This is a genomic window from Corynebacterium sp. EPI-003-04-2554_SCH2473622, from assembly GCF_001665955.1.
GTDB classification, from domain to species: Bacteria; Actinomycetota; Actinomycetes; order Mycobacteriales; family Mycobacteriaceae; genus Corynebacterium; species Corynebacterium pseudodiphtheriticum.
Genome location: NZ_LZMN01000054.1, coordinates 117,544 through 137,840, shown reverse-complemented (window position 1 = coordinate 137,840; position 20,297 = coordinate 117,544). Strand labels below are relative to the sequence as shown.

At 53.7% G+C, this 20,297-nt stretch carries 19 protein-coding genes; 4 read left to right on the top strand and 15 right to left on the bottom strand.

Annotated elements, in window-relative coordinates:
- Positions 1 to 40: 40 nt before the first annotated feature.
- The 5 genes from A5774_RS06790 to A5774_RS06770 form a co-directional block, all read right to left on the bottom strand.
- Positions 41 to 2,164 (bottom strand): N-acetylmuramoyl-L-alanine amidase, encoded by a 2,124-nt coding sequence (locus A5774_RS06790; RefSeq protein ID WP_027017636.1) that lies wholly within the window; start codon positions 2,162 to 2,164, stop codon positions 41 to 43.
- Between the two features lie 296 nt (positions 2,165 to 2,460).
- Entirely contained in the window at positions 2,461 to 2,988 is a 528-nt protein-coding gene (locus A5774_RS06785) for a flavin reductase family protein (protein WP_027017637.1), read from the bottom strand.
- A 3-nt stretch (positions 2,989 to 2,991) separates the two neighbouring features.
- Complete coding sequence (locus A5774_RS06780) at positions 2,992 to 4,044, bottom strand: acyl-CoA dehydrogenase family protein (RefSeq protein ID WP_027017638.1); 1,053 nt, start codon at positions 4,042 to 4,044, stop codon at positions 2,992 to 2,994.
- 80 nt (positions 4,045 to 4,124) lie between these two features.
- Positions 4,125 to 4,670, bottom strand: a complete 546-nt coding sequence (locus A5774_RS06775) for an OsmC family protein (RefSeq protein WP_023019784.1) — start codon at positions 4,668 to 4,670, stop codon at positions 4,125 to 4,127.
- A gap of 312 nt (positions 4,671 to 4,982) precedes the next feature.
- Positions 4,983 to 5,294 (bottom strand): chorismate mutase, encoded by a 312-nt coding sequence (locus A5774_RS06770; protein ID WP_021352160.1) that lies wholly within the window; start codon positions 5,292 to 5,294, stop codon positions 4,983 to 4,985.
- Positions 5,295 to 5,372: 78 nt separating this feature from the next.
- Between A5774_RS06770 and A5774_RS06765 the strand changes: the two genes are divergently transcribed.
- Positions 5,373 to 7,916 carry a UvrD-helicase domain-containing protein gene (locus tag A5774_RS06765; protein WP_369815537.1) on the top strand — a complete coding sequence of 848 codons (2,544 nt, stop codon included), beginning with the start codon at positions 5,373 to 5,375 and terminating at the stop codon, positions 7,914 to 7,916.
- A gap of 5 nt (positions 7,917 to 7,921) precedes the next feature.
- Here the strand turns inward: A5774_RS06765 and A5774_RS06760 are convergent, their stop codons facing one another.
- Together A5774_RS06760 and A5774_RS06755 are read right to left on the bottom strand one after the other, a co-directional pair.
- Positions 7,922 to 8,704 carry a M23 family metallopeptidase gene (locus tag A5774_RS06760; RefSeq protein ID WP_023019783.1) on the bottom strand — a complete coding sequence of 261 codons (783 nt, stop codon included), beginning with the start codon at positions 8,702 to 8,704 and terminating at the stop codon, positions 7,922 to 7,924.
- A gap of 396 nt (positions 8,705 to 9,100) precedes the next feature.
- Positions 9,101 to 9,859, bottom strand: coding sequence for a M23 family metallopeptidase (locus tag A5774_RS06755; RefSeq protein WP_064833950.1), 759 nt, complete (start codon positions 9,857 to 9,859; stop codon positions 9,101 to 9,103).
- Positions 9,860 to 10,258: 399 nt separating this feature from the next.
- On the opposite strand from A5774_RS06755, the gene A5774_RS06750 reads away from it, so the two are divergent.
- From A5774_RS06750 to purH, 3 genes are all read left to right on the top strand, one after another.
- Positions 10,259 to 11,929, top strand: coding sequence for a DUF6350 family protein (locus A5774_RS06750; RefSeq protein WP_152514593.1), 1,671 nt, complete (start codon positions 10,259 to 10,261; stop codon positions 11,927 to 11,929).
- Positions 11,930 to 11,940: 11 nt separating this feature from the next.
- On the top strand, positions 11,941 to 12,525 hold the full coding sequence (gene purN / locus A5774_RS06745; RefSeq protein ID WP_027017642.1) for a phosphoribosylglycinamide formyltransferase: 585 nt from the start codon (positions 11,941 to 11,943) through the stop codon (positions 12,523 to 12,525).
- Between the two features lie 134 nt (positions 12,526 to 12,659).
- Positions 12,660 to 14,324 carry a bifunctional phosphoribosylaminoimidazolecarboxamide formyltransferase/IMP cyclohydrolase gene (gene purH, locus A5774_RS06740; RefSeq protein ID WP_064833949.1) on the top strand — a complete coding sequence of 555 codons (1,665 nt, stop codon included), beginning with the start codon at positions 12,660 to 12,662 and terminating at the stop codon, positions 14,322 to 14,324.
- A 139-nt stretch (positions 14,325 to 14,463) separates the two neighbouring features.
- Here purH and A5774_RS11270 read toward each other — a convergent pair whose 3' ends face one another.
- The 8 genes from A5774_RS11270 to rpmG form a co-directional block, all read right to left on the bottom strand.
- The gene (locus A5774_RS11270; RefSeq protein WP_064833948.1) at positions 14,464 to 14,757 is read right to left on the bottom strand and encodes a hypothetical protein; all 294 of its coding nucleotides are present in this window, start codon (positions 14,755 to 14,757) and stop codon (positions 14,464 to 14,466) included.
- Positions 14,758 to 15,332: 575 nt separating this feature from the next.
- Positions 15,333 to 16,733: a cytochrome b/b6 domain-containing protein gene (locus A5774_RS06730; protein ID WP_064833947.1), complete on the bottom strand. Its 1,401-nt coding sequence runs from the start codon at positions 16,731 to 16,733 to the stop codon at positions 15,333 to 15,335.
- A 3-nt stretch (positions 16,734 to 16,736) separates the two neighbouring features.
- Positions 16,737 to 17,708 carry an electron transfer flavoprotein subunit alpha/FixB family protein gene (locus A5774_RS06725; RefSeq protein ID WP_064833945.1) on the bottom strand — a complete coding sequence of 324 codons (972 nt, stop codon included), beginning with the start codon at positions 17,706 to 17,708 and terminating at the stop codon, positions 16,737 to 16,739.
- An 8-nt stretch (positions 17,709 to 17,716) separates the two neighbouring features.
- Positions 17,717 to 18,538: an electron transfer flavoprotein subunit beta/FixA family protein gene (locus A5774_RS06720; RefSeq protein ID WP_064833943.1), complete on the bottom strand. Its 822-nt coding sequence runs from the start codon at positions 18,536 to 18,538 to the stop codon at positions 17,717 to 17,719.
- A 124-nt stretch (positions 18,539 to 18,662) separates the two neighbouring features.
- On the bottom strand, positions 18,663 to 19,331 hold the full coding sequence (locus A5774_RS06715) for a TetR/AcrR family transcriptional regulator (protein WP_064833941.1): 669 nt from the start codon (positions 19,329 to 19,331) through the stop codon (positions 18,663 to 18,665).
- Positions 19,332 to 19,553: 222 nt separating this feature from the next.
- Entirely contained in the window at positions 19,554 to 19,808 is a 255-nt protein-coding gene (gene rpsR, locus A5774_RS06710; RefSeq protein WP_021352148.1) for a 30S ribosomal protein S18, read from the bottom strand.
- Between the two features lie 15 nt (positions 19,809 to 19,823).
- The gene (gene rpsN / locus A5774_RS06705; protein ID WP_018121213.1) at positions 19,824 to 20,129 is read right to left on the bottom strand and encodes a 30S ribosomal protein S14; all 306 of its coding nucleotides are present in this window, start codon (positions 20,127 to 20,129) and stop codon (positions 19,824 to 19,826) included.
- 2 nt (positions 20,130 to 20,131) lie between these two features.
- Entirely contained in the window at positions 20,132 to 20,296 is a 165-nt protein-coding gene (rpmG, locus tag A5774_RS06700) for a 50S ribosomal protein L33 (protein ID WP_018121214.1), read from the bottom strand.
- Position 20,297 lies beyond the last annotated feature (1 nt).

Sequence of the window (20,297 nt, the reverse complement as noted above, 5' to 3'; positions counted from 1 at the left end):
ACTGCGCGAGTTGGGGCGAGTCATCATGAACTGGTGCGGACTAGTGGTTGTGCGAATCAGCAGGTTCTTCTGCGATATCAATCTGGCCAGTATTTGGGTCATAGGTGATGGATCCGTGCTGGAATTTCACACGGATTGGGGTGGTGCCGTCATAGTTTTCTGGAGTGCTCGTCGGCAAGCCCAGCGTGTTGACCGCCCCGTTTGCCCAGGCGCGTGCGATTTCTCCCCAAAGTGCTTGGGTTCCGGTTTCTTCGGAATCGACGATCACGCCGTTGTCGAAGACAGCGAAGTCAACGTCTGCGCCTAAGCCGGTGTTTGCACCAGCAGTGCCAATGCCAGTGATCGGTGTACCCAAGACGGGTCCCAATAGGGCGTTAATGCGTGCCCATGTCTGCTCAATGTTGGAATCGCCGCTCAACTTCACTACGCGCCCGACCAGACCGGGAATATCACCGAGATTGAGCCCAGGCAGTACTTGGAGTTGTGCCAGGTTATTTGCATCACCGGGCAGGCTGCTGGTTTGAGAGTTTTTCAGCAAAGTCATAACTATTGGGGCGATCACACCAATTGCAGTGGCAGCGAGCTTAGCGAGATCCTGGCCACCATTGCCATTTGGCGACGACGGACGTTGCGGAGGTGTGCTTTGCGGTTGGTTGCCTTGCGGTTGGTTGCCCGGCTGGCTCGGTGTGCCACCTGGATTTCCCGCGATCATGCTGGAAACTCGGCTATAGGCCTGGTTGGTTGCGGCGCGGATCGACGCCCACTGTTTGACAGCTTCATCGCCGGGGCACTCGGTGTTGACGACATCGCGGTGGCCATGGAAACGGTTGAACGTCCGAGTGTCGCCAGCAGGGTAGCGAGCGTATTGGCTACCTTCGGAGGTCAGCGATACGGTACCGGACGGGTCGAAGCCAGATTGTGCTGCGCGCCAGCCAGCGATTTGGCCGACGGAGTCGATTGTCGGCTGCGGAACTGGCGCGATTTGGTGGTTGCCAATCAATGCGATCCCAAAGGTTCCGGTGTTGTACCCACCTGCATGGGCGCCGAGTACTCCAGCGTTCAAGCCATCGCGGCGGCCTTCATAGATGGTGCCGAACTTGTCGACGAGTGCGTGGTAGCCGATATCGCACCAGCCCAAAGATTGTGTGTGGTACTGGTATGCGCCACGGACCTGTGCCGCAGCGGATTCTCTGGTGTAATTGTTAATCCCTGCGGTGTGGTGCAGTGTCATGGCTTTGTAATCCATACCGGTTGGCCCACAGTTGCCGCGGAAAGATTCGTTGGCGCCCCATGCCTGACGGGTGACCACACTGGGCAGGCCAACGGCAAGGTTTGCGGTCGGCTGAATACCGGCCGGGGTTGCACCTTCTTGGCCATTGACGAAAACGGCGTTGAGCTCTTCAGCTTTTGGTAATGGTGCGACACCGACAGCGTTATCAGTGTGCGTGAGGTCCACAGAATCAGTTACTGGTTGGATTATGCCTTCGGAGGTTTCTAAGCCAGCTTTGGGGGTCCTGATCTGTGGGGCTAGCTCTGGGGCATGATCGTCGGAGTCAGCATGATCATCATGGACACTGTGATCATCATGGTCAGCATGACCATCATGGGCGCTGTGGTTATCGTGGGCTTCGGCACCATAAAGGTCCACTCCAGCCAGAGAAACCTGCACCTTGTTGGTTGGAGCAACATAGATCAACTCGGTGCCTTGTTGCGTGGCCTCATCGGGGTTGGGAAGCGGGTGGGTTTCTAGCCATGGGCCCCAAGAGCCATCGGCTGCTTGTGCGCGGAAGAATGCGAGAACGTCACGGTTGCCTTTCCAAGTCAGCGCAAAGGAATCAAATTCTTCTTCTTGCGTAAATTCTTGCACGGCGCGTGATTCGCCTTCTGCGGGGCTGCCGTGCTGGTGACCATGATCATGACCGTGGCCGTGGTCGTGAGCTCCTTGAGTAGCAATCGCGGGATCGTCCACGACGGTCGTGGTGCCACTGGAAAAACTTGTGGTTTTCAGGGTGGCTTCGATCGGTTGTTCACCGGCGCTTTGTGTATTTAGCACGTGGTTGCCGCCGAATGCAGCAGCCGCTACGAGGGCGGAAGTGCTGGTTAGCGCGATCGTTGGTGTGAGCCAGCGGGGGCGAGAAGGAGATAGGCGTCTACGCATCCTCATGATGGACTCCTTATATCTATAAATGAGGGTTAATGCATTTCCGGGCGCGGTAAGATTAATGCAATTTAGTTCATGCTACTGAAGTTACAAGTGTTGCGATTGTTAAGGATGTTTCGACACGCCCAAAAAGAGCGCAAAACATTCGGAGTAACCTGGTTTATGCAACTGCTAGCCCGCGTTGAGGCCTGCGTGCTAGGAAGACCGTCGTCTGGAAATACGAAAACCCGCAAACACCTTAAGGTGTTTGCGGGTTTTGTGGACCTGAGAATCTTGGGCTGGTAGGTTTCTCAGGCTTGTTAAATTGAAGACGGGCGCCAGCCGACCTCTGGCCAGCAGTGGAACTCTCCGCCTTGGTAGAGCAGCGGGGCTACCGATGCGTCGGAATCGCATTCTTCTACTGTTACGATCACGATGGTGTGGTCCCCAGCGGGGGTCTTGGACTGAATCGTGCCCGAAAACCAGGATGCAGCGCCAGAAATTACTGGAACATCGAGTGTAGTCCGGTGGGTTTTCACCCCAGCGAAGCGGTCGATTCCTTTTCTCGCAAATTGTTGAGCCAGCGGTGCTTGACCTTGTGCCAGAACGGAAATTGCAACTGGGTTGCCTACTTTGAGTTTTGGCAGAGAGGAAGAATGGTTGCCCACTGATAGCATGACCAGCGGCGGGTCTAGGGATAGCGAAGAAAAAGCAGATACCGTCATTCCCGCATCTGCTCCCTCATGCAACGTCGTTACCACTGTGGTGCCTTTCGGGAAGGCGCCCGATGCGCCACGCAACTTGTCTTTCAGACTGAAACCAGCGGTCGAATTGTTCGAATCTGTCACTGCTTAGTTTTCCTCGCGTGCCAATTGCCATTTCAGCTGGCCTTCGGAAGGCGACTGCACAGGAATGAACGTGGCCTCACGATAACGGCGTGAGGCTGGCGATGATTGTGCATAGCCTGCGCCACCAGCTACCCGAATCTCTAGATTGGCGGCCTCTACAGCAGCCTCTGCTGCCCCCAACCGTAGGCGCAATAGGTCGGAGAATGCCACTTGTTGTCCGTTAGCAGATTTTTCCGCTAGGGACTCTTGGGTGTTAATTAATTCGGTGATTTTCTCGTAGGTCTTCGCGACGTCATCGGCGAATACCTCATTGATTCCGACAGTCTTGCCGCTAGCTGCAGCGATTGCAGATTCTGCCACGCCTAAGCATTCCGAAGTTTGTAGCAGCAGAAATGTTGGGCGAACCTTCGGCAGATATTCTTTGAAGTTGGTGGTTAAAATATTTTCTTCTGGGACGAAGACTTCATTAAATTCCACCCATGCAGACGCGGTGGCATTCAAACCTAGCAACCCGAATGGGGTGCCAAGCGTGAGGCCGGAGGCATTGCCGTCAACAACGAATAAAAGTTGCCCGCCCCGATCAGAGTGGGCGCCAGATACTATGACAGAATCCTCAGCCAAGTTTGAAGCCCATTTCAATTTGCCGGATACGCGATACCCGCCGTCGACAGCCTTGGCTTGCAAATCGAGATCCCCTGCACCAGCAGCGAACTTAAATACGGAAGCCATGCCCGTGACGCCTGGTCGGGTGCCGTTTTGGATGGCTTCGATTAGCTGTGGGTGCTGGCTGTCAGCGGCTTTCAGGTAGGTCAAGACCATAAGGTCTGCCCAGGTGCTAAATGCGACAGAAAGATCCTCACGTGCTAATCCACGGACCAGACGGACGGCGGACACCAGTTTGTTGATGTTGAGTAGGCCATGTTGAGCCAACAGCTCTAGGCCGTAGCGCGCTGGCTTTTCACCCTTATCGACGGCGGGTGCGTTTTCCTGCAGCGTTGCGCGGATCTTTTCGTCAAGCTCTAAAGGAGCTAGTTCAATGCTGTTTGCAGTAGTCATGAAAGTCGCCTTCATTGCGCGATTGGAGCTTAGTGATCCTAAGCTCCAATCGCATTGGTGGGAGCGGGCTGGTGTGCGGCCTATACGAGCTCGTGAGTTAGCTTGGCTGGCCGGGTGTAGGTGTTCACCACTGGTGACCACTGAATAGCATCGGCAACCACTTTTTCGATGGTTTCACGGTCGGCATCACCGTCGACGTCTACCTTCACGCGTACGTCAGAGACACCCGGGCGGGCGTCTTCGCGAGGAGAAACGCCCCAAGTTGGGGAGATGTCGATGTCAGACTCGATGTCGATGTTGATCTTGGTCAATGTGATCCCACGGTGGGTTGCAACCGCCTGGATACCTACGGAGATGCAAGCTGCTAGACCTGCCTGCGCAATTTCGGTTGGGTTTGGTGCGGAATCATCGCCGAGCAGTTTGGGTGGCTCGGAAACCAAGGTTGGTTTCAGATCGCGTACCTGGGTGTAATTGCGGAACTGACCATCTGCTTCAGTGTGGGTGCGGATGACCTTTTTGCCACCTTCTGGGTTTTCGGTGTTTTTATTGGCCATCGCCTGGAGGGATTCTCCATCGATAGGCGCCAGTGGCTCGCCGGCCTTGTGGTTTGGGGTGAGATCAGACATGAGAAACCTCCTTGTTGAGTGGCGATAAGCATTTCTGTTGATCACCTGTGAACTAACGTCAGAGTAGCACTCTTGGTCTGCAATCTTTAGACTAAGCTGTCTATGTTTTTGGTGTGGCCTGTCGCAAGCCTGACGGAATTGGGGTTTTAGGTGGGGTGATGGTATTGGATTTGTGTCAGGAAATGAATGCTCCATAGGTGAATAAAAATAGTTTAAGTTGCGGTTTCCACGGCATACTAATGTCTGTGAAATACGTGTGATGCACCGCTTGGTCTGTTTTCGGTGGCGGACCTTAGGCAATTGTCGGGTGGGCTAGCCCAGGTGGCCACGCCCCAAGCGCAGCAGAGCATTGGCGATATCGGCGCCTTCATTGCCCAATTCGTCGCGAAAATAATTGATGATTGCCACTTCGCGTGTATGTACCAGGCGGGTACCCCCGGAACTCATGCGGGTTTTGCCAATCGCTTGCGAAACTTCCGTGCGCCGTTTTATCGCGGACAAGATAATGTCATTCATCTTGTCGATTTCTTCCCGGTAAGCCGCAATTTCCTTGTCGGAGAGTGGATCGTCCGTCCCGGTAGGTGTGCGCACGGGGAAGTTTGCAGCCACAGCATCCATATCCATGTGTTTCATTCTACTGTGGTCGTAGTTACAACTTCGCACTAGACGGTGAAAAACTTTGCGAAATAGTAGTTTGGAAGCATTATGAATTCATCGCCGTTTCACCCTCGCCCACATGACAGAGAGTCCCAGAACTCACCTGCACACAACCCCGAGCCATGGTTTTCTGGCTCACCGCTACAGCCGATCCAGCAGTCGGGTGAGCAATTGGTCTCCGGGCTTAATGCGCAACAACGCGAAGCAGTTGAGCATTCTGGAAGTCCTCTGTTGATTGTTGCTGGTGCTGGTTCCGGGAAAACCGCGGTATTGACCCGGCGTATTGCTTACCTTATGCAGCAGCGTGGCGTGGGGCCACACCAGATTTTGGCTATTACGTTCACGAACAAAGCCGCCCGGGAGATGCGTGAGCGTGTTGGCAACCTCGTCGGTCCGGTTGCTGACCGTATGTGGGTCGCAACTTTTCACTCAACATGCGTGCGGATTTTGCGCCAACATGCCCAGCTTATCGACGGCTTGAACACGAATTTCAGTATCTATGACGGTGATGATGCTCGCCGGTTGCTCTCTATGATCGCCAAGGAAATGAACCTGGATCTGAAAAAATTCACTGGGCGGGTTTTGGCAAATGCCATCTCGAACCTCAAAAACGAGTTGCAAGACCCTGCTGAGGCCGCCGCGGCGGCAGCAACAACGAAAAACCCTTTTGACACGACCGTCGCAGAAGTTTATGCCGAGTATCAACGACGCCTTCGCGCAGCTAACGCGGTAGATTTTGATGATTTGATCGCAGAAGTCGTAAGGATTTTCCAGCAACACGAGCAAGTAGCTGAATACTATCGCAGGCGTTTCCGGCACGTGCTTATTGACGAATACCAGGACACCAACCACGCACAGTATGCGCTGGTGGCAGCTCTCGTCGGCAAGGGAAACGGTGCCCGGCCGGGGCCAGAACAAATCAGCGCACCCGAGTTGTGCGTAGTCGGCGACTCGGATCAATCCATTTATGCTTTCCGTGGTGCCACCATCCGAAACATCGAAGAATTTGAACGCGACTACCCGCAGGCGAGAGCAATTTTGCTGGAACAAAACTACCGTTCTACGCAAAATATCCTGACTGCAGCCAACGCGGTGATAACCAATAATGCGGGACGTCGCGAGAAAAAGCTGTGGACTGATCAAGGTGCGGGCGACAATATCATCGGTTACGTCGCAGATAATGAGCACGACGAGGCACGGTTTATAGCTGCAGAGATCGATGAATTGAGCGATCAAGGCTACAGCTACAACGATATTTCCGTGATGTACCGGACGAATAATGCTTCACGTGCGTTAGAAGATATCTTTGTTCGCTCGGGGATTCCATACAAAGTCGTGGGGGGAACCAAATTCTATGAGCGCAAAGAAATCCGCGATGTTGTGGCTTACCTTCGTGTACTTGAAAACCCTGACGATACCGTTAGCTTGCGTCGCATCATCAATACTCCCAAGCGTGGTATTGGTGAAAAAGCCCAAGGCCAGGTTGCTTTGCATGCGGAAAATTACAATATTAGCTTCGGTAAAGCCGTGCAGGCGGCAGCTGCCGGCGAAATCTCAGGGTTGAGTGCGCGCGCACGCAATTCACTGCGAGGGTTTGTGGAAATGATGGCCACTGTGCGTGAGGAAATTCCGTCGCTGAGCAACGAAGTTACTGGACAGCCGCAATTGGGCGAGTTGATCGGCCGGATCTTGGATATCACCGGCTACAAAGCCGAATTAGAAGCGTCTAATGATCCACAGGATGGCACCCGGCTCGATAACCTCAACGAATTAGTTTCGGTAGCGCGTGAGTTTTCTTCTGATGCAGTCAACGCGGCGGGACTAGAAGATAGCGAGATTGATGTAGTTGCTATCGAGGGTGAAGCACCAGCGGGTTCCCTTTCAGCCTTTTTGGAGAAGGTATCGCTGGTGGCAGATGCTGATCAAATACCAGACCACGAACATGGTGTGGTCACGCTCATGACACTGCACACCGCTAAAGGGCTGGAATTTCCAGTAGTGTTTGTCAGTGGCTGGGAGGACGGGCAGTTCCCACATCTGCGTGCGCTTGGGGATCCGCATGAATTGTCTGAGGAACGCCGCCTGGCATATGTCGGTATCACACGGGCCCGTAAGAAATTGTATTTAACGCGCGCAATGATGCGGTCTGCTTGGGGCCGACCTGTTGAAAACCCCGCGAGTCGTTTTTTGGCAGAAATTCCGTCGGAAGTTATCACGTGGAAACGTGAGGAACCTAGTCCTGGCTTTGGCTCCGGGTGGGGTGGTGGATACGGTACTACAGGCTTTAGCGGTGGAAACGATGATGCGTGGTCAGATATTTCCTATGGGGCCCGTCGTTCCCGCCGGATGCGTGGATCCGCTGCGTCTTCCCCTTCGCAACGGAATCAATCTGCCATACCTGAAAAGAAGCCCGAGGGCGCAAAACTGGACCTGGCCGTCGGCGACAAAGTCAATCACGCCAAATATGGACTGGGTACCGTGATTGCTGCGGACGGCCAGGGAGCGCGAGCCACCGTAACGATCGATTTTGGTTCTTCGGGCACTATTCGCTTGATGTTGGTGGGTGCCCCGCCAATGGAGAAACTTTAAGGGAGTTACTTAGCGCCACGCACCGTGATGCCCTGGTTGGCAAACCATGGCACTGGATCGACCGGAGTAGCGCCATCGGGGCGGATTTCGAAATGTAAGTGAGGGCCGGTGGAATGACCTTCGTTACCCATGGTGGCGATTTGATCGCCGGCTTTGACTTTGTCTCCGACGCTGACGCTATAGGAATGAACGTGACCGTAGACGGAAATTTCTCCGTTAGCGTGTTGTACGCGCACCCACTTGCCATAGCCTTGCGCTGGGCCGGCGCTGATAACAGTGCCGTCCATGATCGAGTAAATGGGGGTGCCAATTCCGTTCCCGATATCGATGCCTTGGTGCATCCGTCCCCAGCGCATGCCGTATGGTGAGGTGAATATGCCCTCGGTCGGAAATACCACGGTGCGACCGTCGGCAGTGCTTCCTTTGTCCGCCGTCATGTAGGTGGCGGAAGGAGTAAGTTTCGCAGCAGCTTCAGCCGGATTCGCGTCTGGGGATGTTAGCGGGTCGATGATGATTTCAAAAGCATCGCTGCTGGATTGAATAGACGGAGTGCCGCCGTTCTTGTTGAGCTGTTCTACCGTCCCTGCCAAACCTTCTGCAATGCGTACTAGTGCGTCTAAGTCATAACCGTTGATGGCGGGGGCTTGTGAACTTTCAGGATTGACAGTCGCAGTCAAGGCCGGTTTTGCGTGAGCGACTGGGTTGAATCCAGTGGTGCTCACAGCGACCGCGAGGCCGGCGGCACTCATCCCTACAGTGAGCCGTCGAAAGCGGTGAGAAGGCTTCATACAAGGTCCTGTCTAATCGTGCAGTCTTACAAGGGCTAAAAACGCCGGATGCGGTGAAACGTGTGATGTTTGCGCCCGCAATCGACGATTTCAGAACATCGTTAAAGCTACCGTTATTTATTTGTGATGGCAATGTCATAAGCGCAGGTTAATGGGTAGATTTGTTCGAAAATATTTAAGCTGCCAGCTCACAGGGCGTGTTGCTGATGTGAATGGTGGTGTAATTGTTGCTTAGGTGGTTAGATTTTGGGGGTAGTGTACGGGGGTGTTTTGGGTGTGGGTATGATGGCGAAAACAAAAAACCGCTTACACCCTTGCGGAAATAAAAACAGGCAAGCTGGGTGTAAGCGGGAGATGAAGTTATAAAAGCGGCAGTGGTTCCTGGATGATTTGGGTTTAGACAGAAATGCCACGTTCTGCCAGCCAAGCGGCTGGGTCAACTGGTCCGCCACCACCTGGGTGTACTTCGAAGTGTAGGTGAGTGCCGGTGGAAAAGCCTTGGTTTCCCATGCCCGCGATACGTTGACCAGCGTGCACCTGTTGTCCGACTGTAACGTCCAGGGTGTCCATGTGGCCGTACAGTGAGATGGTGCCGTCTTCATGCTGGATCCGGATCCAGTTGCCGTAACCGGAAGCAGGGCCGGAGTCTAGAACGATACCGTCCATGATTGCCAGGATGGGTGTGCCGTTGACGTTTGCGATGTCGATGCCGTTATGGAATGACCCCCACCGAGGGCCGAAGCCTGAGGTGAATACGCCTTCTGCTGGCTTGACGATGCTAGGCAGGCGAGAGCTCAGGTCAGCGGCGATGCGTTCCGTGGAGTGAGCAACTGCCTTGTCTAACTGTTCAGCCAGGTTTGATACGGGGCGGAATTCGTTGATTTCCAGGATTTGTGGAGCTACAGCCGAGGAAGGTAACAGCGCGTCGGCGTCATTAGCCAGGGTGTAATCGACATCCGTGGTGTTGGTGTTGACGGCTGATTCTTGTTCCGTCACCTCAGCGGCATTGAGTTGAGCGGCTGTAGCGCCACCGATGCCTGCGGAGGACACGGTTCCTGCTGCCACCGTTACCAGGGCGATGCGTCCCTTAGCGGTCTGTGACGCGTTGACCTTGCGGTGGCGGCCCCCACGGGATCGAGTGGAAGAACTTTGCATCAATGGTTTCCGTTCCTGTTGCAGCAATTCTCAAGTAATTCGGTGCGTCGTTTCCAGGGCAACACGCTGGCCAGCAAACGAGACGTTGAATTGTAACCTGTCTGTTATCTAACGAATGTAACAATAATGTCTCGGGCGCAATCGATCAACTCTATTCCAGAAAAACTTTAGGCTTTGGCCAGTCTAGCCCTTACATGGGTGTGGTATCTCACAAAATTTGAGGTTAGTGTGGTTGTTGTGGGCAATTGAGCTGCTTGTGAAAACTCTCCTAACCGCAATTTACTGCAGTATTTATTCGAATATCGGCGTGCCATTGTGCCTTGCCGTTGTGCCTTTAGATCCGACAGTAGCGACGTGCCGCAATGGCGTTGTTTGCGGCTCATGGCAAAGTAGTAAGCGATGAATAGCAATTCGAGCCCGCATTCCCGTGCTGCGCGCCGCCCGCAACGTCGCCCGCGCACAGCGCCGAACGTTTCCCTGCCCGCTAATGCCCGACGTGGCAGAGTTGCTTCTGCGCGAGGTATGACGCGGGGGCAGCGCGTTAGCGTCGCCAAAAGCGCCGATAAAACATCGAGTCAGGCGCGGCAGGAGGCTAAGAGAGCGCCTGCTGCAGCCCAACTAACGATGGGGCGGCGGATCCGCAAGGTCGGCTTAACTTTAGCTATCCCGCACCTGGTGGTTATTTTGTCGATTGTTGCTATTGCAGTTGGCGCTTTGCTGAGCACCTCGCAGTCAATCGCGCTATTGCCAACAATTACCGCAACTGCTTGGTTAGTGTTTCACGCCGCGCCAGTGGCCGGAGACGGCGTTGTCCTAGCATCCGTTCCGCTGTTGCCGGCGCTTATTACGTTTGCCCTCAGTGCTCGGCAGGTTCGCGTAAGCGTCCGCAAGCGTTTCAGCATTATTGATTTGCTGATGATCTTTGTATGGAGCTTGGTAACGCCGCTGTTGTTCACAGTGGTTGCCTTATTGATGCTCGCCGATGCCCAAACTGTCTATCCAGTTACCGTTCCTCCAATTGGTTCTGTGATGTTCTCAGTAGCACTAGTGCATCTACTTGCGTTTGTCTTCGGGCTCGGACCGAAAGCTTGGCGGGCACTGGCACGACGCTATGGCATTCCACAATCAATCCTCGAAGGCGTTGTCATCGGTGCAAAAACGTTGTTGTGGCTGTGCCTCGCAGCGGTAATCGTTGCAGTTATTTTCCTCGTCGTCGGCTGGGGGCGGCAGGCCGAAGTTATGGCAGCGTATCCACAAGCTAGTGGTAGCGGGAGGCTGGCGCTGGTCATGCTTTCCTTGGCGTATATCCCCAATATCATTGTTGGTGTCGGTGGAGTTTTGCTGGGATCGGAATATCAGTTTGGTGCAGGAAGCGTTTCTTTGTTTGAAACGCACCTGGTGCCGTTGCCGCCACTGCCAGTCATGGGAATGGTGCCACCTACGTCGGCAAGCTGGGCGTGGATTGGCTTATTTATACCTGTCGCTGTGATCATCGTGGTGATGCTGCGGATGCGCCCCAGCCCTGTGATGACGCTAAGCGCAGGTTTTACAGCGTGGGTCTTGACAGCGGTTGCTGCCTATCTTTCTGGAGGCCAGGTTGGTGCTTATAGCAATACGGGTTTACCGGTACTGTGGACTGCCAGTTTGGCACTGATTTGGGTTGGTGGCATTGCTTTGGCAGTCACACTCATGCAGTTGGTGTTTGCGAGGAGGTACAACGCGAAACCTGCCGTTGTTGATGAATTGGCTGTGGATGGCGAGGAACAAGAGCTAGGCTCTCCGGAACCGCAGGAACCGGAGGGGCAGAAACCCGAAGTGCAGAAACCGGAGGGGCAGGCTTCGGAGCTTGAGAGCCACGAAACTGAAGACTCACAAGAAACCGATGCGGCATCCGACGTGGCTGCTGAATCTGAACAAGTTGATGAATCTGAACAAGCTGATGCAGAGGAAGAGATCGAAGAAGATTCTGTGGAAACGTCTAAAGGTAGCGCGGATGCTCAGGATGAAAATGGCAGAGAAAATGGCAATGAGCAAGAGCATAGACATGACGACAGTGAGCGTACCGAGTAGTCTAGTGAGATGTGAATACACCACTGCGACTGACTGCCTTGGTTTCGGGGAGCGGGACGCTATTACAAGCTCTCCTTGATAACCAAGATGAAAATTATGCTGTTGTACTAGTTGTTTCCGACCGCGAATGCCCGGCTTTAGATCGTGCACGGGCCGCCGGGGTGGAAACTGCTGTTGTGCCGATGCAGCACGACCGCTCCCACTGGGACGAGCAGCTAACTAAATCCGTGGGTACGCCAGACCTGATTGTTTCTGCTGGCTTCATGAAAATCCTGGGACCGAGCTTCGTCCAGAAATTTCGAGGTCGTCTCATTAATACGCATCCGGCTCTTTTGCCGTCGTTTCCTGGCGCACATGCAGTGCGCGATGCTCTGGACTATGGAGTGAAAGTTACCGGCTCTACAGTGCATTATGTAGACGAGGGCGTAGATACCGGCCCCATCATCGCTCAACGCGCGATAGACATTCAGCTTGGAGAACGAGAAGATGAATTACATGAGCGGATTAAAAAAAATGAGCGAGAACTATTGGTCGCTCTCTTGCAGTCGGCCGAAGTCGAGCAAGATTCCAAGAAAGTAGTTTTTCACCATAATTAGCTAAGGGGCTTCGCAGTCTCTGCCGGGGAAGTGCCATACACCCCCTAGGCAAACACCAAACGATGGCTAATCTAGATTATGGCCAACACTTCACAGCTCATCACATCACAACCGTTAAGGATGCAGGTACTACTATGACCGTAGAAAACACCCAAGGTTCTGGAACACAGCAGACGAAGATCACTCGCGCATTAATCAGCGTTTATGACAAAACCGGTTTGGAAGATTTAGCACGTGGTCTTGCTAAAGCTGGGGTAGAGATTGTATCGACGGGCTCGACTGCCAAAGTGATTGCTGATGCTGGTGTCGAGGTTACCCCGGTAGAGAACGTGACTGAATTTCCGGAGTGCTTTGACGGCCGTGTGAAAACCTTGCACCCGCGCGTGCATGGTGGAATTTTGGCGGATCGCACGAAACAAAAACATCGCGACCAGCTAAATGAGCTTGGTATTGCTCCATTCGACCTGGTGGTCGTCAACCTGTACCCATTTGAAGAAACTGTGGCTTCGGGCGCAAATGTGCAGGAATGCATTGAGAAGATTGATATCGGTGGCCCAGCGATGGTGCGTGCTGCAGCGAAAAACCATGATTCAGTTGCCGTAGTCGTCGATCCCGCTAATTACGACGTGGTGCAACGAGCTGCCGCTGGTGCTGGATTTAGCTTGGAAGAACGCCGTCAGCTCGCGTTGGAGGCATTTACGCATACGTCGAAATACGATTTGGCGGTGTCGTCATGGATGCTTGCCGAGCTGGTTGCTGAAGCTGAAGAAAAATCAGAGTCTGAACTGGCCCAAGATGTTCCAACTACACAGTTGCGCTATGGCGAGAACCCACACCAGGCTGCTTATTTGGAGTGCATCCCAGGCGCCGGAGGTGTTGCCAATGCAAAACAACTGCATGGTAAAGAAATGAGCTTCAACAATTATCAGGATGCCGAAGCTGCTTGGCGCGCCGCGCACGATCACCAGCGTGCCTGTGTAGCGATTATCAAACACGCCAACCCATGTGGAATTGCTGTATCTGACGAATCGATTGCCCAGGCACACAGCAGAGCCCATGCTTGCGACCCAGTTTCCGCTTTTGGCGGTGTAATTGCGACCAACCGTCCGGTCAGTGTCGAGATGGCGCACCAGGTTGCTGAGGTCTTCACCGAGGTAATCCTGGCTCCGGGATACGAAGACGGAGCTGTCGAGGTACTGCAGGGGAAGAAGAATATCCGTATCTTGCAGGTTGAAGATGCTTCGTTGGTGGATGATTCCCAGCAAACAGCATCAGATGCTTCAGGGGAGCAGCAACTGTCTGCGGACAATGCTGGATCTTGGGATTCCAAGGTGATTTCCGGTGGTGTATTGTTCCAAGAACCTGACCGTTATCAGGCGGATGGCGATCAAGCAGAAAACTGGAAGTTGGTTGCTGGTGCAGCAGTCGATGATGAAGTACTAGCGGATCTAGAATTTGCATGGCGCGCTGTACGCTCGGTGAAATCGAATGCGATTGTGCTTTCCCGTGAATCCGCTACTGTCGGTGTGGGCATGGGACAGGTTAACCGAGTAGATTCGGCACGTTTGGCTGTTGAACGCGCCAACACTCTTGGCGACGATGAACAGCGTGCCAATGGTTCGGTTGCTGCCTCGGACGCATTCTTCCCGTTTGCTGATGGCTTAGAAGTTTTGTTGGATGCAGGAGTAAAAGCCGTGGTGTCTCCAGGCGGCTCGATCCGCGACGAAGAAGTAATCGCAGCTGCAGAAAAGGCAGGCGTAGCACTGTACTTCACCGGAACCCGCCACTTCTCCCACTAAAGAGGCTGTGTCTTCGATGGCGAGCCCGTTCCTAGCTTATGAACGGGCTCGCCTACTGGGGCGTAATTGGCAGTTTGCAAGGTGTAGCCGGACACCACCGGTTGTGGGGAATGGGGCAACTGGTTATTCCCTGATGTTTTTACGGCAAAGACAACGTGCCAACAAACTTTTCCAAGCGCTCCGCGATTATCTGCGGCTCACGTGGCCACCTGCTATGGCTGAGCCGCTCTGGATATTCCTCGATAGTTACTTCGGCGTTGGGCAAACTGGCCGCGAGATGCTCAGCTGCTTTGCGCGTGCAATCTTGGTCAGTGTGGAAACGCGTGAGTAACACTGGGATCGTTACTCCGTTTTTAGCATCGTCATAGTCACGATCCTCACCGAATAAACCACGCTGTTGGTTAGAGCGTGAAAACCTGATCCATTCCAGCATCACGTGTTTTGCCTGGCGACTATATCCGGTCAGGTCCAGCTTTCCGGCCGGTTGATAGCCGAAAATGGTACCGATCGCTTTAATGATAATGGTACCGATGCGTAATTTGCGTCGAACTAGCCCCCGAATATCCCGGGTAATACGGGCTTCCAGTTCCGACTGCCAGGAATCCTTGTACGTTGAGCTCTATGGCTTCTTTCCGAGTGAAAAACAAGGGGGCAATCTGTCCTCCTAAAGAGTGGCAGAGAAACACTGTAGGGTAGTTATTAACTAGTCCGAGGTCTTTCTTCACGGCTTTGATCGTGGCGGAAAATCCTGAGATGCCAAATGGTGATACCCCCAGGTGTGCTTGCGCGTGGCTTTTGCTGTTGAGCTACCTTGCCCGCGTAATTCACCGCTAGCAACAAGATATCCGCGGCGGGCCAATTCGCGCCCCATAGGATCGAAATACCGTGCACCCATGCCAAAACCAGGCCAGATGATGACTAATGGTTTGTCACCATCACCTGTCGCAACCGGTCGGCGCTGGAGGCGCTTGCGTTTTCCGTGCTTGCGAGCTGGACATAATGATTCCCCTAACGGGCTGTAACCTTGCCGAAAAGTCGCGCGAATGGAGCCAGTACCATCGGACGAGCAAAAACCACCGTGGCAGCCGTGACCACCAGTCCGATGACAAAGAAAATAAAGCCGGTCCAGTTGCCTGCATAAGCTGTAGGGTCTGGGTCGCCTTGTGCGGCCCACATGTGGTTGAGATTGCGCAGTGCACCGGTCGCGAAGACCATGAGCACGTGAATTACGGTGAAAACTAAGAAATATAGCGCGATGGGGATGTGCATTTTGCGTGCGATACTGACCGGGTAGATCTTGGCCAGCACAGGATTACTGGGCCACAGATGAGACATCCGTAGCCCGGTGGCTATCGCGGCCGGAGCGACGATGAAAACGGTGAAGAAATACATGAGCAATTGCAGACCGTTGTAATGCACCCAGCCATTTTCGGTTGGCCAGTCTAAAGACGCATATTGCAGGCCAGCGGATACTGCATGCGGGAAGATATCTAGGCTGGTGGGCACGATGCGTACCCATTGGCCGGTTGCAAATAACAAGATAAAAAAGATTCCACCGTTGATAACCCACAACAGATCCAGAATCAGGTGAGTCCAGATAGTTAGACTGATTTTCTGTCCAGGGTTTTTCTTCGGAGCCCAATATGCCGGTGCTTTGCGCTCGTACCGAATCGCAAAACCAGTCTTAACGATTAACGTCATGAAGAAAAAATTCAAAAAATGCTGCCATGCCAACCACGTGGGGATTCCTTCTGGGCTGCTTTCGGGTAATTCTGGATGGCCGTCGTAGGTCGCGATGAAGTCTGCGCCGGTTTCGGTATTCAGGAACCAGCGCGTGCCCATAACGACGAGCGCGGCCACTAAAAAGATACTGCCAAGTCCAACTAAGCCGCCTCCGAGCCATTGTCGGAGACTGAATGCCCCATATTGACGCGCAAAAACAGATTCTTTCTGGGAGTTTTGTCGCGCAGGAGTGGCAGCTGGTTTAGAGGGTTGTTGTTCTTGCGGTTGCTGGGGGCTTGGTTGAGACTGCCCACTTGTCGCCTGCCCAGCATTGGTCTGGGGTGACTTTTGATTCTGTGCAGCAGTCTGTTGTCTATTGTTCTTCCTACGCTGTTGAAAGCGCTGTGCTGCAGTAATACCGGTTGTTGGGGTGAGTTTATTATCGTTCGGTGGTGCTGCGTGCTGGGCGGCAGGCTCTGGCTCTTTCCCTGGCTGTGACGGTGGCGTTGGGGCTGTCGCTGCAACGGAGTCGACAGGGGGCCAAGGGGATCCACCGGGCGTCCGGGGAAGTCCCTGGCGTAAGCGCGTACTTGAGGGGTGCTGCTCATTGTTTTGGTCTTGTGGAGGCCATGGCTGTCCACCGCTGATGCGCGGCAGACCCCGACGAAGATTTGGTTGCGACTTCATGCATTACCCCTTTCGCTGCGCAAGCAAGCTCGTGAGCTTAGGAACAACCTGGTAGACATCACCCACGACACCGAAGTCGGCAATGTCAAAGATCGGAGCTTCTTCATCGTTATTGACCGCAATGATGTGTTTGGAAGAGTGCATACCCGTTATGTGATGAGGGGCCCCGGAAATTCCTAGGGCGAAATAAAGCTCGGGTTGGATAGTGGCACCAGCTTGGCCTACCTGGGCCGCACGATCAGCGCAGCCAGCATCAACAGCAGCACGTGAAGCTCCCACCGAACCGCCGAATGCGTCGGCAAGATCTTCTACAATCTGGAAGCTCTCCTTTGAGTCAAAAGCGCGACCACCAGCAACCACGGTTTTTGCGCTACGCAATGCAGGGCGGTGGGCAGAGCGTTCTATCGGCGTTGATTCAATGATGGTCGAAGTTGGGGTCGAGCTGGTTACCTCGAGATTTATTATATTGCCTGCTCCAGGGGCGGCCCGGTGTTCAACGCATCCTGGGCGGAGGGTAATGACTGGTGACTTAAATGTTGCCGCAGACGTCACTTGAAAACTGCCGCCAAGCACAGAGTGGTAGGCAATGATGCCCTCGTCGTCCTTAGCGATGCCGATCGCATCGCTGAGGAGAGCGCGGTGTAGACGAACTGCGGCTCGTCCGGCTAGATCGTTGCCTTCAGTATCGGCACTACATATGGTCGCGACTGGTGAGAATTCAGAAAATGCCTTTTCTAAGGCGTCGATAGAAGAACCAAGTTCGGAATAATCCTGTACCGCGACCGCTACGTGTTCTGCGCCAGCCTGTGCCAGGTCCTGGGTAGTTGTCTCGTTGATCTCCGAAGGACAGATGAGCAGAACCACTGGGGTCCCGATAAGGCTGGCGGCACCACACAATTCAGTAATGGAATCGGGGAGATCTCCGTTGGCAGATGCGTGGCCGACAACGAGGACGCTGTTTTCCGGGTAGGTCATAGGGGCTCCTAAATAAGGTTGTGGCTCTCGAGGTACTCAAGAATCTTTGCAGCAGCATCACCGTCGTCGTGAACCTTGCTACCCGGCTGTCTAGGCGGTTTTGGGGCGACAGCTGTCATAATTGCTTTCGGATGCGAGAAATCCTCAGCGTCGATGCTTAAATCTTCGAGACTGAATTGAGTAATAGGTTTCTTCTTGCCGGCCATAATGCCTTTGAAATTAGGGAAGCGTGGGTCCGGGAAATCGTCAGAGACGGAAACCACAGCTGGGCATGCTACTTCCAAGGATTGCACTGCAGACTCAGTGCGGCGGGATGCGCTAATACTGAGGCCACCGTCCGGTGCAGACTGTGCAAGCTGAATCGATGTCAAATGGCTGAGTACTGCTAGCTTCAGGTGCTCGGCGATCATAGCGGGGAGAGCACCGGAAGCGCCATCGCTTGATTCATTACCACAAATAATTAGGTCGTATTTTCGCTTCCGAAGGGCTGCGGCGAGTACCTCCGCGGTCGTTGTTAAATCAGCACCCACTAAGGTTTTGTCATGAACAAGGACAGCTTCATCAGCACCCATAGAAAGAGCCCGGCGAATTGAGTCTAGTGCGGCTTCGGGGGCCATCGATATAGCGTCGATGGTGATGCTCTCGTCGAGCTGATCAGAGTTTGATTCTCTAATCCGCAGCGCTGCTTCTACCGCGCGTTGACTACTTTCATCGAGAACCATTTCGACGTTGTCTGCGCCATCGTGACGTCGGATTAGTCCAGTTTCTAAATCGAGTTCTCGACGTTTGCTCGTGTCGGGAACTTCCTTAACAAGAACGGCTATACGCACGATTTATCCTCTCAGCTCTTTTCTTTGGTGCTATAAGAAGCTTAGATGCCAGTATTCCTACTCGCGTAACCGCCCAACGGACAGGTTCGGATTTAGCGTCGGCATAACAGACCCAGGAATCTCGTTATGCTTCTTCACTGGGCACGAGAAGATCCAAGGTGCGTTGTTCACGATTAGTGGGCAGTGGGGCTCCGAGCACAGAAAGGGCAGCGTCAGCGAGCATGATGGCAACTTCCGGTAGTTTGTCGCTTTGCAAGGGCTGTGGAGCGATTCCATCATTCGGGCGCATTTCGATTGCGGAAAGGGCTAGATGGAAGGGCAGGTCTGCGCGGAGGTCTTGGCCGACGATCTCGGATGCGGACTGACGGAAGTATTCGGCAAGCCGCGCTTTCCTCCGATGATAATCGGCAAATTCTGGAGAGTTAGCGACAGGCAATTGGTAAAGGCGCCCAACATTCCAACGGCCCGAAAGCAAAATTCGGGATTCAGCAGCAACTAAAGCCCAAATACGTAATTCCACCGGGTTATCAGACGTTGATAAGAACTGCGCGAGTTTCAACGATGGCTCAATGGTTGAATTCAGTAAATTCAGGAAGATTTCAGCTTTTGATGGAAAGTGATAATACAACGAAGCCTGGCGGATGCCGACAGCTTCAGCGATTTGATGAGTTGAGGTCATCGCGAATCCCTGCGTCGTAAATAGTTCCGCAGAAGCATCCAAGATTTCTTCGCGCGCGTTTGCACCGCGTCTACGTGGCCGGTTTTTGCGCGGACGACCGACGGTTCCTGTCATTCGAAACCTCCCTGTGTTGTGCTCAACCTTGTTCCTTGACCATGCGCATTTCTCAGGCTCTGAAAACGTTGCCGGGCAATAATCCTCAAGATTACACAAAAGATGGAGTCAGACCGTCCTATGGTATTTAAGATAGCAAAACCCCGGTTCCACATCCTTGTTGATGTGAAACCGGGGAAGTAGAACTGATGGCTGCTGTTGTTGCCTTGTTCTCGCCCGTCTTTAGCGGGTAGTGAACGGCAGGAGTGCCATCTCGCGTGCGTTCTTGATCGCAGTAGCAACCTGGCGCTGCTGCTGTGGGGTCAAGCCGGTAACGCGACGGGAACGGATCTTGTGGCGATCCGAGATAAACAGGCGCAAGGTTTCAGTGTCCTTGTAATCTACCTGAGAGATGCCGCGTGCCTTCAGAGGGTTCTTCTTAGGGCGACGGGACTGTTCCATACGGAACTTCTTTTGATTATTGCGCTTCGAAGCCATGGTGGTGTCCTCCCTTTACCAGCTGGACTTACGAACGCCAGGAAGCTCACCGTTGTGGGCCATCTGACGCATACGGACACGGGACAAACCGAACTTACGCAGGTAGCCACGAGGGCGACCGTCGTGAGAGTCACGGTTACGAACACGCACCGGCGAAGCGTCGCGTGGTTGCCGGTTCAACTCGAACTGGGCATCCAAGCGCTCTTCTTCGGACTTGGTTTGGTCTTTGATGATTGCCTTGAGTTCAGCGCGACGCTCCGCATAGCGGGCAACGATTTCCTTGCGCTGCTCATTCTTGGCGATCTTTGACTTTTTAGCCATTTCTATCGCTCCTCGCGGAATTCGACGTGCTTACGGGCAATCGGATCGTATTTCTTCAAGCTGATGCGATCCGGGTTGTTGCGCTTGTTCTTACGGGTCACGTAAGTGTAGCCAGTGCCCGCGGTGGACTTCAGCTTGGTGATTGGACGAATGTCATTACGGGCCATC